Annotated in this window: 12 protein-coding genes; 1 reads left to right on the top strand and 11 read right to left on the bottom strand. The window is 37.7% G+C overall.

The window, feature by feature from the left end; translation table 11 throughout:
- Positions 1–32 precede the first annotated feature (32 nt).
- Positions 33–788: a sirohydrochlorin cobaltochelatase gene (locus tag ACLTU0_RS07065; RefSeq protein ID WP_412321801.1), complete on the top strand. Its 756-nt coding sequence runs from the start codon at positions 33–35 to the stop codon at positions 786–788.
- Positions 789–840: 52 nt separating this feature from the next.
- Here ACLTU0_RS07065 and ACLTU0_RS07060 read toward each other — a convergent pair whose 3' ends face one another.
- The 11 genes from ACLTU0_RS07060 to istA form a co-directional block, all read right to left on the bottom strand.
- Positions 841–3,738 (bottom strand): FG-GAP repeat domain-containing protein, encoded by a 2,898-nt coding sequence (locus tag ACLTU0_RS07060; RefSeq protein ID WP_412321800.1) that lies wholly within the window; start codon positions 3,736–3,738, stop codon positions 841–843.
- Positions 3,739–3,998: 260 nt separating this feature from the next.
- The gene (locus ACLTU0_RS07055; RefSeq protein WP_022229449.1) at positions 3,999–4,862 is read right to left on the bottom strand and encodes a hypothetical protein; all 864 of its coding nucleotides are present in this window, start codon (positions 4,860–4,862) and stop codon (positions 3,999–4,001) included.
- Positions 4,859–6,007, bottom strand: coding sequence for an MBOAT family O-acyltransferase (locus ACLTU0_RS07050; RefSeq protein WP_022229448.1), 1,149 nt, complete (start codon positions 6,005–6,007; stop codon positions 4,859–4,861). The genes ACLTU0_RS07055 and ACLTU0_RS07050 overlap by 4 nt, the downstream gene beginning before the upstream one ends.
- 19 nt (positions 6,008–6,026) lie before the next feature.
- Positions 6,027–6,272, bottom strand: a complete 246-nt coding sequence (locus ACLTU0_RS07045) for an acyl carrier protein (RefSeq protein WP_022229447.1) — start codon at positions 6,270–6,272, stop codon at positions 6,027–6,029.
- 76 nt (positions 6,273–6,348) lie between these two features.
- Complete coding sequence (locus ACLTU0_RS07040; RefSeq protein ID WP_412321799.1) at positions 6,349–7,884, bottom strand: amino acid adenylation domain-containing protein; 1,536 nt, start codon at positions 7,882–7,884, stop codon at positions 6,349–6,351.
- Between the two features lie 10 nt (positions 7,885–7,894).
- The gene (locus tag ACLTU0_RS07035; RefSeq protein WP_022229445.1) at positions 7,895–9,430 is read right to left on the bottom strand and encodes an amino acid adenylation domain-containing protein; all 1,536 of its coding nucleotides are present in this window, start codon (positions 9,428–9,430) and stop codon (positions 7,895–7,897) included.
- Between the two features lie 352 nt (positions 9,431–9,782).
- Positions 9,783–10,862, bottom strand: coding sequence for a flagellin lysine-N-methylase (fliB, locus tag ACLTU0_RS07030; RefSeq protein WP_412321798.1), 1,080 nt, complete (start codon positions 10,860–10,862; stop codon positions 9,783–9,785).
- A complete protein-coding gene (locus ACLTU0_RS07025) occupies positions 10,844–11,185 on the bottom strand; it encodes an arsenate reductase family protein (RefSeq protein ID WP_412321796.1) in 342 nt (113 codons plus the stop codon). The genes fliB and ACLTU0_RS07025 overlap by 19 nt, the downstream gene beginning before the upstream one ends.
- 569 nt (positions 11,186–11,754) lie before the next feature.
- Entirely contained in the window at positions 11,755–12,210 is a 456-nt protein-coding gene (gene tnpA / locus ACLTU0_RS07020) for an IS200/IS605 family transposase (protein ID WP_412321795.1), read from the bottom strand.
- A 205-nt stretch (positions 12,211–12,415) separates the two neighbouring features.
- Positions 12,416–13,222, bottom strand: coding sequence for an IS21-like element helper ATPase IstB (istB, locus tag ACLTU0_RS07015; protein WP_412321793.1), 807 nt, complete (start codon positions 13,220–13,222; stop codon positions 12,416–12,418).
- Positions 13,167–14,387 (bottom strand): IS21 family transposase, encoded by a 1,221-nt coding sequence (gene istA / locus ACLTU0_RS07010; RefSeq protein ID WP_412321791.1) that lies wholly within the window; start codon positions 14,385–14,387, stop codon positions 13,167–13,169. The genes istB and istA overlap by 56 nt, the downstream gene beginning before the upstream one ends.
- Positions 14,388–14,488: the final 101 nt, after the last annotated feature.

Here is a 14,488-nt window from a genome sequence, read left to right as displayed (position 1 = left end):
GAATTATATGAACAGAAAATAAAGGAGAAAATATGAAAACTGCAATACTTGTCATAAGCTTTGGCACAAGCCACCGCGATACACTTGAAAAAACAATCGGTGCTGTCGAAAAAAAACTTAAATATGAATTTAAAACAGATGTTTTCCGTGCATTTACAAGCGGTATGATTATTAAAAAGCTCCGTGAACGTGACGGAATAGAAATTGATACTGTAGATGAAGCACTTGAAAAATTATATAAAAGCGGTTACACAGATATTTTTTGTGTCCCTACTCACATTATGTGCGGTATTGAATACGACAAAGCTTGCAGAATGATTGAGAAATTTAACGACAAAATGAAAATCAGAATTTCTCGTCCGCTTGTTACCAAAACAAGTGACTATTACAACATTGTTGATATTTTCAAACACAGACTTACCGACAAAAACAGACTTTACGTTTTTATGGGACACGGCAGCGACCATTTTGCGAATGCCGCCTACCCCGCTCTTGATTATCACTTTAAAAATGCCGATATGAACAACGTATTTGTCGGTACTGTTGAGGGTTTTCCCGACCTTGAAACAGTTATGTCACACGCAACGAAAACCGATATAAAAAATGTAACACTACTTCCGTTTATGCTTGTATGCGGTGACCACGCAAAAAATGATATGGCTGTCGAATGGAAAGAAGAATTTGAAAATAACGGTTTTAATGTAAACTGTGACCTTACCGGTCTTGGCGAAATTAAAGAAATACAAGATATGTACGCCGAGCATTTAAGAAATGTTTGGGGACAGTAAAAATGACTTAATCTTTAAAAAATCATATAAAAAAGTGCCTTTCGGCACTTTTTTATTTTGTTATTTTCAAATTTTCTGCTTTTCCGTATTTTCTAAACAGTGTTTTACCCTCTTGTTGAGTTGTTTCCCAGCCTTTTGACGTTGTACGTGCATTACCGGCAACTTCAACCGTCATCATACCGCCGTCATAGAATTTAATCGTTGCACCCTTATCATTCTTTGAAATTTTTGCAGGTACATTCACCGAAGTGATATTTATATCTTTATTTTCGCCGTTCTTTGAAATCTTTACGCCCTTATCAAGCGACGCATAAATACAGTTATCTTTCTTATATGCAACACTTGCGTCTATGTTAAATTCATCAACCGTAACACCGTCGGCAAAAATCACTTTTACACCGGTAGAATTTTGATAATTCTTATCATACAGCGGAATATCCTCGTTTTTTGCCGCCGCCGACAAATACAAAGTATCATTATCCCACTTTGCACTGACCCTGCTGTTATATGCCGCCGCAGTCATCTTTGCAAGCTGATTTTCCTGTACGAAATTATAGCCGTAATCATCTACAAGCGTATCAACCTTTTTAATCTTCTCCTCCTCGCTGTCCTGCTCACGGTAAACGTAATCGCAGTGATTATAGAAAAGGATAGGCACTTCATACTTCGCAGAAATCGCCGAAAATTCGCTGTTTCCGTTCGGTGTGTTTGACGGTTGAAGCATAAGCTGACCGTTATCAAGATAGAAAGGAACAATGATTGAATTTTCCGCACTCACTTCCGGTACGGCGATACTGTTCGGAGTCTGTGAACCGCTGTTCCAATAAAGACCCGCGTCAAACTGACTCTTGTACGTTCCGTCATAACCGCTCATATTATCAAAATGCGTGTCATAACCGATTTTACTTGTTCTCCATGTATGCTGATTTACACCACTGCCTATCCATGGAAGTCCGTACGACTCAAATGCATTTTTCTGATATTCAAGCTCCCTTTGGTCATGTGCACTGTCGGCATATTCATTTGAAAGTGCGTGTACACCGACATAGATTCCTCTGTCCTTAAAACCGTCAAGCTGTTTCTGCAATTTTTCACGATACGGAAAATAATCGCTGTCTATAGGCACAGCCATACCGTATTCAAGTGAGCCGACAACCAAATCTTTATTGCCGTCACCGTCAATATCATAAAATCTCGGTACACTGTTCGCACCGAATTTCAGATTATTATTACCCTTATAATTGCTTTCATTGCCTTCAATATAACCGTTAAAAACATTATTTTCAAACTTCGCGATATATCCCTCAAACGTACCTGCGTAAAGCTCATTCACGCCGTCACCGTCTGCGTCGGCTATACATGGTGAACACCAACTTTGACCTGTGTCAACAGTTTCGTAAGCATTAAACAAAACACTGTACTCACCCATATCGCCGTAATATATTCTCATTTCTCCGTTTCGTGAGCCGACCGCCATATCAAGCACGCCGTCACCGTTTAAATCACCGATTGACGGCATTGCGTCGGTAAGTCCTGTTTCAAGAATGATGCCTTGATCGTCAAGCACCATACCGTCAGATCTTTTAAAGCAATGGATACTTCCGTTTTCATCGCCTGTAATTATTTCATCAACACCGTCATTATCAATATCGGCAGTTGTAGGTGATGAATATGCACCGACCGAAATTTGATTTCCGTCCATATCGGTAAACATAGTCGCAACGTCAAGTTCGTAATTCGATTTCATTCCCGTACCCTCGAAATAGTACAGTTTTCCGTCCGCACTTCCGCAAATCAAGTCCATTTTGCCGTCACCGTTAAAGTCCGTCGGACACGGATAAGCACGTTTTATATAATCGTGGCTGTCCTCAAAATAGCTGATTGTGTTATCGTCATAATCAAGTGACAGCCATTCCTTTGCGGTTACAAAGTGCGTTCCCGATGAATACGCATTTTCATACGGATCCATTGCAAATTGACCGTTATTATTCAGTGCATACGTCACACTTTCGGCACGTCTGAACCAAATATACGGATTTCTTGCAAGCGTGAATGACGGTACTTGACCGTATCTTTCACACATTTCCTCAAAAATTTCCGCCGAGCCGTTATCTATACCCGTAATATCCTCATAGTGAAGCTCCCACGAGGCAACAGGCTTTGCAAAGCTGCCCAAAACGTGTTCAACGGCATATCCGTAATTTTTAAGCGAAACAAATTCCGCAAAATAATCTCTGAGCAATTTATTTGCACCGACCGTTGTTGCTGAAAGGTATTCGCCGGTATCATCGGGAGAAAGATTGTTTACGGAAAATGAATTTGGTAAAAGCGGATTGGTGAAGAACACATAACCGTTTCCGTACTGATTTACCGTATAAATTCCCACATTATCCTTTGACGCAATACATTCCGCTGTTGACGGAACAACGCCGACTCCGTAATTTTGATTTACAAGCACATCATTATAATCGGCATAATTTCTGTACAACATCGAAAAATCAGACAAAAGCGACTGAATTTTCTTTATTCCTTTATCGCTGTTCTCGGGATAAATCATATCAACCGGACAAGAATCAATCATTACAAAGTCCTCCGCACCGATAAAGTCCTTATCAAATACGTTATACACATCATTGTCAAGGAAAACACTTCCGCCGTTTGATACATATTCCTCAACTGCACTTGCATTAAAACCGCCTGTTTCCACAACGCTTTTATCAATGTACAAAACATCATAATCCGACAAATCACCGATATTTGACGCGTCGATTTTATCGGCGGTCAATGTTGCAACGGTTGATTCATTTAAACTGTTTAAAGTGTTTTTTGCCGTAACACTGTCCGAGGACGAAATTACCGCTGTAGACAATGTATCGGGATTTTTTACCTGTTCATTTCCGCACGCCGTAAGACAAAGCACTGCAAGAAATATTGGTATAAGTTTTTTCATAAACTTTCTCCTTTTAAAATGCCTCATATATAAATGTACCGTGACCGGTAAAGAATATACATATTAAAATGAACATTGCAAGGTATATTAAAAATGTTCCTATTGTTTTTAATTTTTGTTTCATATAAAGATCCTTCCAAAAATTGTTCACAGCCAACTTGCGGTGCTGTACATATGTACTGCCCCCGGTTGCATGGGCGAGCAGCAGACTATCAGTCTGCGACCAGCCCAAGCAAAAAGTAGTGCTGTGGGCGATTTTTCTACAACCATTCATCTATCATTTGAGTGAAGATAGCTGAACCCACGTCATAATTCAAATGTCCCGTATCGTAAAAACATTCGGGTGACAAAGCAGTTTCCATATCAAGCACTTCCACGTTATACTTATCAAATACTTCGTTTGCCATAGCCTTGACTTCACCCAATAATTCAGGCTGTTCAAGTTTCGTATTCCACGGCATCCAAACCGCCCTAACCCTTATATTATTATCATTACAGTAATTTATAATCTTCTCAAGTGCAGCCACATTCTTTGAAAACTTCTCCGTCGGAAGATTGAAAAATTCGTCTTGATAATTTTCCATAGTCTTTTCAAGCATTTTATCCGACATTGCGCCATGATAAATATGCTTTTCCTGCGGAAGATATTTATACGGCAAAGGACTTTCGCCGTTTAACAGCTTATCAAAGCCGTCTGTTATCATAGGATAAAATCTGTCACGCTCAAAATACACATACGGCTCATACAACTTTTTATGCCATATATATGTCGGATTGGTTTCAAACTCATCATACAACGTTAAATAATTCAGTCCGATAACAAGTTCAGAGCCGATATTTATATGCTTCTTCTCAATCATTTCCCACAAGTCGGTAACAACACCGTAGTCAAGACCGAGATTGACATATCCTTTACTGCTCTTGTCCTCCATATATGCCGAAATAACAACGCTGTTTCCGAAAAACACCTTATCCCAAACTTTTTCGGGGTGTTTATACTGCGTTATTTCAAAATCGTTTTTCACAAAATAATCACTGTTCACTATGAAATTGTTATAAGTCAGTGCCAAATCACCGACCGCTATTGCAAGTACAATCGCAATTATTGTTACAATCTTTTTCATATTCTTATAAATCCTTTAAGTATCTCAAAAAACTGTGCAGGTGTTACGGTAAACATCAATGTATTAAATGCAAAAAGCATATTTACTATAATACATCTTGCAATATAGACAGGCTTTTTCATCTTACGTTTTTCCGCCTTTGTAAGTCCCAAAAGATTTTCAAGACCAAGACACAAGCCGTTATAAATACCGCCGATAACGTACACCCAAGTAAAACCGTGCCACATTTCCATAACGTACATTACAAGAAAGCCCATTCCGGCTGAAGCAAGTTTTCCGAGTTTTTTACCGTTTAATACAACAAAAATATGTTCTCTGACCCAATCGGAAAGAGTTATGTGCCAGTTACGCCAGAACTGCGTAAATGATGCCGCCGCCCAAGGCTTTCTGAAGTTTTCGGGCACTGTATATCCCATAACCGAGCCTACGGCTATCGCCATATCGCTGTAACCCGATAAGTCGAAGAACAGGAACAGATAGCTGAAAACCACTATCGCAAGGCTTACATACCAATGTTTTTCGCTTGCGACAAGGAAGTTAAAGAATGTACTTACAAAGTAAAGTACAACCATTTTCTTAAACATACCCTTTATAAATCGCTTTACGCAAGTTATAAATCTGTCTGTCGTTAGCGGTACGGGTTTATTATATACCTTTTGAAAATCTCTGTATCTGAAAATCGGACCTGCCGTAAACGTCGGGAAAAACAACATATAATTCACATACGTCAAAAACGGAATATCCATATCCGTATAGTACACGAAGTACATAACGTCAACCGCTTTTAGCATATGATACGCTATTCCCACAAATGTAATTATTACAGGAAGTTGCGGAAAAAACTCCGTCATTCGTCCGTAGAAAAACGGCACTGTACACAAAATACTGAACAGTACGAAGAAAAACCGCCGTGTTTTTTTCAGCGGTTTCAGTATTCGTGCGAAAATAAATGTTATAAGTGTATAGCATACAATCGCTATGGCAAGCTGCCACGAAACATATGCTATAACTGCTATACTTGCAAATACAAGAACTTTAGGTCCGAAATCTTTTTTGAAAATCAGCCTTGAAAGTCCTGAAATCAGTATCATTGCACCACAGGCTATAAAAAGTCTTAAAAGTACATCTGTCTGAAGATACCACATTTATCCGTTACCTTTCTGATTATGATAATTTATTTTCGACAACCTCAGCTATTTCTTCGATTGTATTCATCGGATAAAGTGTTATATCCTTTTGTGTGATTTCGATGTTGTATGTCTGTTCGATAAAGTGGATTATTTCAACCGCGCCGAATGAATCGACAAAACCTTCGTTGAACAAATGTACATCATCTGTAAAATCAGGATCATCATCAATTTCAAATTTCTCCTGTATGAATGCTCTTAGTTTTTCTTTGATTTCTTCCATTTTAATTATCTCCTTTTTTGATTTTAATTTCCTTGTTTCGGCTGAAAGAAAATTGTTCACAGTGCTGTGGGCAATTTTACTCAGCCGTAATATAAGTTTTTCTTAAACCGACTCTGTCTATCTTTCCGCTCGGTGTGTGAGGGAACTTTTCCATAGTTACGATTTTGCCCGGTACCATATATGCCGGAACATATTTTTTAAGCTCCACCTTAAACTTTCTTGCGACAATTTCTGCTGTTGTTTCGATAAACAATACAATCTCCTGTTGATCCGCATCAAACAATGCACATGCACTTGCGACATTCTCAATAGCTGCCGCCGCACTTTCAAGGTCACCGAGTTCAATTCTGTTACCTCTCAATTTAATTTGGCTGTCCTTTCTGCCTATGAAAATTATATTGCCTTCTTCATTTTCATAAACAAGGTCGCCTGTACGGTAAATTCTGTCGTAATATTTTGTATTAAGCGGATTTTGAACAAATGCTTTTGCCGTAATCTCCGGTGAATTCCAATATCCGAGTGCAATACCCGTACCGCTTATGCAAAGTTCACCTTGTTCACCGACAGCACATTGCTTATCATCATCGTTCAAAATCAATGCACGCATATTTCTGCAAACCTTACCTATCGGTAAAGTTTCGTGATTTTCATATTCTCTGTCAACAATATAATACGTTGCAATATCCGTTGCTTCTGTCGGACCATACATATTTACATACATACAGTCGGGCAAATATTTTCTCCATATATTAAGCTGAGTATTCGGCATTACTTCGCCTGCAAACAATATCAGTTTTAATGCACTCAAATCGGCATTTTCAAGCACACCGCCGTTTGCAACGCTTATCATAACGGTTGGTACCCAGAAGATAACGGAAATTTTGTTTTCCGTCATATAATCCATAAGTTTTTCGGGATACATAAAAAGTATCTCTGGAATTATCATAGTTTTTGCACCCGTATAAAAAGCGGTATACATATCAAAAACAGAATTGTCAAAATGGAACGCCGACTGCATACCGATTACGCTGTTTTCGTCAATCGGGAATGTTTCGACAATCCATTCAATATAATCTATAACACCTCTGTTTGAAATTGTAACGCCTTTCGGCACACCTGTTGAGCCTGATGTGTACATAATATACGCAGGGTCAAGATCGCACACACCGCCCAGCGACTTATCAACCGCCGCATCATCGGCTTGTCCGTCTGCAAGCTCATCAAATATAAGTATCTCTGTGTCAAGATTAAGACTTTCAAGTTTTGCCTTGCCGTCCGTATCTGTTATTATCGCGGTCGGATGAAGATTTTCAACGGTCTTTTCCATTCTCGCCATCGGTATTGCGTAATCAATCGGCACATACGGTGACGCACTGTAAAGCGAACCCATAAAGCTGATTATTGATTTTATGCTTTTCGGCAAATATACGATTACAGGACATTTTCTGCCTGTTTCAACTCTTTTAATAAGTTCACTTCCTATTATACGGCTTTTTTCTCTCAATTCCTCAAAAGAAATACTTCCGTCCTTATCTTCAAATACTGTCTTATTTTTAAACTTTTCCGCCGCCTGCTCCAAAAGGCATACGGCACTTTGCATCATTGTTTCCATAGCTTTTCCTTTATCCCAAAGATTTCTTTAGTGTAACTCTGTCAATCTTGTCATTTGCGGTATGCGGGAATTTTTCCATAACAACAAGGTCGCCCGGCAACATATAATTAGGTATATACTTTTTAAGTTCAAGATTAAGTTTTCTAAGCCTAAATGCCTCGCAACTTTCTATAAACAACACAATCTTCTGATTTTTCTCGTCAAACACCGCACAAGCACCTTTAACTCCGCCAACACACATTGCGGCATTTTCGATTTCGCCAAGCTCAATTCTGTTACCTTTTACCTTAACCTGATTATCCATTCTTCCCAAGTAGATAATGAGGCCTTCATCATTAACATATGCCAAATCGCCTGTACGATAAATTCTTTCCTCGTAATACGGATTAACGGGATTTTGAATAAATGCCTTTTGCGTAATTTCGGGATTATTCCAATATCCAAGCGATACGCCTGTACCTATAACGCATATTTCGCCTTGTTCGTTCGTCTTTGCAATTTCATTCTTCTCGTTAAGAATTATAATACGCATATTCTCGCAAGCCTTACCAATCGGAAGTGAATCACTGTCCTTGAAAGGTCTGTCAACAATATAATAAGTACATACGTCCGAAATTTCCGTCGGACCGTAAAGGTTTGCGTATGTGCATTGCGGCTGGGCTTTGCGCCATATATTAAGTTGAGTATTCGGCATTACTTCACCGCAGAACACCACATTTTTAAGTTTCGGCAATTCAATCTCCGAAAGCACTCCCGAATTTGCCACATTAATCATAACGGTCGGTACCCAGAATATTGTCGTAATATCATTATCACGCACAAATTCCGGCAACTTTACAGGGAACATAAACAATGTCTCAGGAATTATCACCATCTTTGCACCTGTCAAAAGACAGCTGTATATATCAAATATCGAATTATCAAAATAGAACGGTGCTTGATTTCCAAGTATAGAATTTTCATTGATATTAAATGTCTTTGCAACCCAAATTGCATAATCTATAACGCCTCTGTGCGGCACTGTAACGCCTTTCGGTGCACCTGTCGAACCAGATGTGAACATTATATAAATAGGGTCTGTATCAATTACCGAATTAAGAGTTTTTTCGATAAGTTCCCCGTCCGTTTCGGTCTCAACGATTTCCTCATATATATGAATACTCATTGACTCGGGTATGTTCATAGTCTTTAAAGTTTCCATACCCTGTGCGTCTGTGATTATATGACCTCTGCCTTGAAGTGAGTCAACAATTTTCTGTATTCTGTTCGCAGGCATATCGTACGCGGTAGGCACATACGGATTTGCACTGTACATCGCACCCATAAAACAAACCAAACACGATATGCTTTTCTTCAAATACACCATAACAGGTGCAGGCATATATCCTTGCGGAGTTGTCTTTGCAAGTGCCGTTCCGACAGCCTTTCCCTTTCTCTGCAATTCACTGAAACTAATTTCGCTCCATTCATCTGATATTGCAATTTTATCGTTAAACTTTTCAGCGGCTCTGTCAAGTAATTTTACCGCAGAATTCAAATGCGTCATAATTTCCTCCATACTGAAAACACCGTATTTTGTATATAGTAATCTATTCTAATTATAGCATTTTACTTATAATGTGTCAAGTTTGACCGATTTTACAAAAGGCATTGGCAAAACCGAATAAGGAATATATAATAATACCGTAATACCGTTGTCGGTGCGTATAACGGCACGTCGTCGATTTCAGCCGTAAACATAGGCAGTCAGCTTATGCAGAATTATTACAAGCTTTGTAGTCGGCTGTTCAATGGGTTGTACCGTGTTGACAGGCAGACAAACGGAAGTAAATCGGCAACAAAAACGCTCGGCTCTTTTTCGTCAATTATTATATTTTGCAATACAAAATCAAAAAAACTTAAATTAAATTCAAAAATCTGTTGTGTTCAAAGATTGGATTGAACAAAAATTCCTCGTCAAAGAAATCGATATTATCCTGACAATGTTCAACCTCCTTCGAATACAACACACAATTTTTTATTCTGTCTTTAAGCGAAAATTCTTTTCCGTTTCTAAGCCAACGTGCAATATCAAGCTGACGTATAATCACATACGACACCGCCGCAAAACGTACCTTTGTAAGCACGTCACAGTCAAACACCGCTTTCAGCAAATATCTGTATATGAAGTACACAAGCAAATTTTCATATTCGTATTCGCGTCCGCTTATGTATAAATCAAATTCACCGCTCAAATTATCGTAATTGTCAAAAATTCCGAGCGTGTTTTCAATTACCCCCGTCCAACTGTCCTCCATAATTTCAAGGCTAAGACATAGCTTGACGCACTCTTTTATGTCGTTTATACACTTTTCACTTTGTGAAAAATCGCAGTTATCCACACTTTGAGGTACTTTGTCAACGTTGTTGTTATTGATTTTATCCTGCACGTCATATGCATAATTCAAAATCGTTTTAACTCTGTCCGAAATGTTCATTTTTCGATTTTTAAGCACATCAAAAATATTTTCACGCACATTCAAAAGTATCCTTAAAAAATCTTCGTCACATTCTTCTTCATAATCAAATTTTTCAGTTTCAAAACCAGTCGGCTTGTCACTTTTAAAGATAAATTCCGCCGCACTTTCGCACGACATTCCAAGACCTTTTTCCGTTAAACTGCCGTATGTTTCGGTAAATCGCGGATATTCCGTACAAACGGTGCAGAGCTTATCCTCGCCGATGTTTATAAAAATATCGCATAAATTTTTGTCGTTCAAAAATGGACAACGGTTGTTTTTAAGCGTAAAACTATTTTCGTTACTCATATAACGGCGTAGCCTATCGCCAAACTCACCGCCGACCGAGTTATAAACTTCAAGACTTTCATCATCAATATCAACCTCCCAGCCGATACAGCAGTTATCTTCACACGCACCGCCGATACAGGCAAATTCATTGAAATACGTCGGAACACGCTTTATTCCCATATTTTCCATACCTCCGGTTTGTAGCCGACAGTCGCCTGCCTGCCGTTTCTGACAATAGGTGTTTTGAACAGTTGAGGATTTTCAAGCAGTTTGTCCTCTTTTGCCTCGTCCGCAAGATATTTTATAAGCATAAGAGTGTCTTTGTCCTTTGCCTTTTCGTCAATTAAGTTTTCATATCCGCCGACAGCTTGCTTGACGCTGTTGTATTCACCCTTGCTCATACCTTTTTCAGTCATATTGATTAGCTGATATTTTATTTTTCTCTCCTTAAAATATCTCTCTGCCTTTTTCGTGTCAAAACACTTCGATTTTCCAAATATCTGTATGTTCATAACTTTCTCCATTCAATTTTTTTATTAGAATATCATATTTATAATAAAAAAGCAAATCAAAAAAAGACTCTGTGTTAGAGTCTGTTATATCAAATAAATATCATATTCCCCTGTAATTTTATTGTTGTCTACATTATATACCAAAAAACGGTGTATTTCGAATATAAATTACCAATAGTTATCAGAAGTAACTATTCAAAATTAAATTGGCAGTACAATACAATTCTGAAACAGAAGAAAGATACTAGATTTGGATATAAGAAATAAAATCATTAAATAAAAAATTTAAAAAAGTAGCTTTAACACTACTGTTTCCTATCTCAACAAATATGTTTCTAATACAAAATACAAGCGAACTTGTAAACCAAATGAGTCTTTTCCAAAAGGATTACTCAAGTGCTACCGGCTCATTTAGGAATTTCGTATCATAACAACAGTAAATATCCCCCGGCATAGCCGGGGGCTTTTCATCAACGGGCATAGCCCCACTCTACTAGCCACGCGCGAAAGCGCATTAGTACGACTGCCTCTTGCTAAGGGCTCGTTACTCGCTGCCAGTAAACTTGGCTTTATTTCTTGAACGGTTCTACATCTTCAAATGTTAATTGACCATTCAGTCTGTCCTCTTTCAACTGATTACTTATATATGCATCTATCGCTTTAGTATTTTTCCCTACTGTATCCACATAATATCCTCTACACCAAAATTCTCTGTTTCTATATTTGTATTTCATGTTTCCCCATTTTTCATATATCATTATGCTACTCTTTCCTTTCAAAAATCCCATGAAGCTTGATACACTATATTTCGATGGTATTTCTACCAACATATGTACATGATCTGGGCATACTTCTGCATTAATTATATTTACTTTCTTCCAATTGCATAATTCTCTTAATATTTTTCCTATTTCTGCTCTTTTTTCACCGTAAAACACCTTTCTTCTATACTTCGGTGCAAATACTATATGATACTTGCAATTCCATTTTGTATGTGATAAACTGTGTATATCATTATTTTTCATATTGCTTAATTCTCCTTTTTATATAAATATTGTAAATGTCAAGTGAAAATGTACAAAAAGGGCAAATGAAAATGTACAATTTTGGCGGAAGCATATTTCGTAACATTCATCAAAGGATAAACAAGCATCTCTGCTGCTTTCGACGAATATCATGTCATATGCGTTGTATAACTACTGGGCGAATAAATTCGCCTCCCAATTAAAATCAGCTCCTGGTTTCAGCGTCTTCATCAAAAAGATTTCGGTCCTTTACCCTGTAGGAGTGCCCCGTGATTTTAATGATTTCACAGTGATGTACCAACCTGTCAATGATTGCGTTTGCAATTACTGCATCTCCAAAAACATCCGGCCATTTTGAAAAAGACTGATTTGTCGTAAGGATGGTTGGTCTGAATTCATATCTTGCTGCGATTAATTGGAAAAATCCATACGCCGCAGCTTTGTCAACCGGAAGATATCCGATTTCATCAATTATCAAAACTGTGTATTTGAGATAGTGTTTCACAACCTGCTCTACACGGTTTTCCTTTGATGCCTGCTTCAATTTCTCCATCAGTTTGGCAAAATTGATGAAATATGTAGATATTCTTTGGCTTGCTGCTTCAATTCCTATGGCTGTAGCAAGATGTGTTTTTCCTACTCCGCTTGAGCCAATAAAGATAATATTTGTTTTCGTTTCTATGAATCTCAAACTTGTTAAATCTGCAATTTGCTCTTTGTTTACTGATGGCTGGTATGAAAAATCAAAATCCTTAAACGTTTTAATGTACGGAAAATGTGATGTCGTAATATTAATCTTTTTTGCTCTTTCTGCACGAAATTCAATCTCTGCATTTGTAAGCTCAAGTAAAGAGTCTACAAGAGATGTTTTGTTTTTTGTTGATTTATCAATAACGTTCGGAAGAATTTCAAGCATCTTGGTAAGTGCAAGCTCTTCCATGTTGTTTTTTAATACATTAAAGCTTGTCATATATCTCAAGATTCCTTTCTGCAACAGCTGTAATTTCATCATCGGAAAGCCTTCTCAAAGAGCTACATCTTGCAATTTCCATATAGTCCTGATGATTGAAATTTGTAATCTTTGATGTTTTATCCCAATGGCGTATAAAATGTCCGTCAAAGGTAATATTGAAGCCTGTACCATCATCTTCAATATCTAAATATTTGCCGATGTATTTAGGTGGTACAGAATACTTTCTGCCCTCATAGGTAATCAATGATTCAACACTAACTTTCCTTTTGATGGTTTCCTTGAAATATCCTGAAAGAATATCAAGGTCTGTTTGTATCAGATATGGTTTTTCAATATCAAGTAATTCAAACGGCGGTTTATCTGTTGCCTGACATTTTTCAGAATTGATTTGTTCATTAAGCTCCATCGTTATTCTTTTAAAGTCATCAAAGCAGGTTATGTCTCCGCTGTAAACCTTTAATCTGTTCACAAGCTTTGCAGTAACTTCAACTTTGCCCTTTGTTTCGGGACGGTATGCCACACAGGCTTTTGGAATGAATCCGCAATCAGAGGAGAACATACTGAATTCATCATTAAACACAGGTTCATTGTACTGTGTACGTGCCTTATCAATTATTGAACGCATATTATCAAAGAGGATTTCATGAGGTACTCCACCTATGTATTTAAACGCTTTAACAAGACATTCTTCTACTGTATGTAAATCTCTTGTTTCTGTAACACAAAGAAACTTAGTTCTTGAAAATCCGAGGATTAGTAAAAATACATTAAATTTTATTGTATCACCGTCTTTGGTTTTGAAATTCATTGACTCTTTCCAATCCACCTGAGCCTGAATACCCGGATTTGTTTCAAAACGGATAACAGCTTGCTTTTGTTTTTCAAGGTTAAGCTTTCGGATATAGTCTTTAATTGTGGTATATGAGCCTGTATATCCATGATGCTTCGTGATGTAGTTACAGATAGCAATAGCGGGAGCACCGGTTTTTAATTTTTCTTCTATTATCAATTCGAAGCCATCAGTTTTTCTGGGTTTATTTACTTTCGGCTGGGGCAGATTGTTTTTCACAGCATTGATAGCTTTAGAAACGGTTCTGCGGTCACAACCGTACTGACGAGCAAGCTTTGAACAGTTAATATTTACTTGTGTGTTATCTTTAAGCATAAACTTCACCTTCTCATAAATGTCTTTTCTGTAATTCATTTTCATCACTCCCAAATAGAGTATACTCTATTCAAAAGTGATTTGCCAGAATTGTACATTTTGAGTTGGCGTTTTTGTACATTTTTATTTTAACATTTATA

The organism is Hominilimicola sp., assembly GCF_046972485.1.
In the GTDB taxonomy this organism is placed as follows: Bacteria; Bacillota; Clostridia; order UBA1381; family UBA1381; genus Hominilimicola; species Hominilimicola fabiformis.
The sequence above is the reverse complement of the archived record's forward strand: the minus strand, read 5'-3'. Positions and strand labels throughout refer to the sequence as shown.

Coding starts and splice junctions, on each gene's coding strand:
- ACLTU0_RS07065 (WP_412321801.1), top strand. CDS start 33: ATGAAAACTGCAATACTTGTCATAAGCTTTGGCACAAGCCACCGCGAT.
- ACLTU0_RS07060 (WP_412321800.1), bottom strand. CDS start 3,738: ATGAAAAAACTTATACCAATATTTCTTGCAGTGCTTTGTCTTACGGCG.
- ACLTU0_RS07055 (WP_022229449.1), bottom strand. CDS start 4,862: ATGAAAAAGATTGTAACAATAATTGCGATTGTACTTGCAATAGCGGTC.
- ACLTU0_RS07050 (WP_022229448.1), bottom strand. CDS start 6,007: ATGTGGTATCTTCAGACAGATGTACTTTTAAGACTTTTTATAGCCTGT.
- ACLTU0_RS07045 (WP_022229447.1), bottom strand. CDS start 6,272: ATGGAAGAAATCAAAGAAAAACTAAGAGCATTCATACAGGAGAAATTT.
- ACLTU0_RS07040 (WP_412321799.1), bottom strand. CDS start 7,884: ATGGAAACAATGATGCAAAGTGCCGTATGCCTTTTGGAGCAGGCGGCG.
- ACLTU0_RS07035 (WP_022229445.1), bottom strand. CDS start 9,430: ATGACGCATTTGAATTCTGCGGTAAAATTACTTGACAGAGCCGCTGAA.
- fliB (WP_412321798.1), bottom strand. CDS start 10,862: ATGGAAAATATGGGAATAAAGCGTGTTCCGACGTATTTCAATGAATTT.
- ACLTU0_RS07025 (WP_412321796.1), bottom strand. CDS start 11,185: ATGAACATACAGATATTTGGAAAATCGAAGTGTTTTGACACGAAAAAG.
- tnpA (WP_412321795.1), bottom strand. CDS start 12,210: ATGAAAAATAATGATATACACAGTTTATCACATACAAAATGGAATTGC.
- istB (WP_412321793.1), bottom strand. CDS start 13,222: ATGATGAAATTACAGCTGTTGCAGAAAGGAATCTTGAGATATATGACA.
- istA (WP_412321791.1), bottom strand. CDS start 14,387: ATGAATTACAGAAAAGACATTTATGAGAAGGTGAAGTTTATGCTTAAA.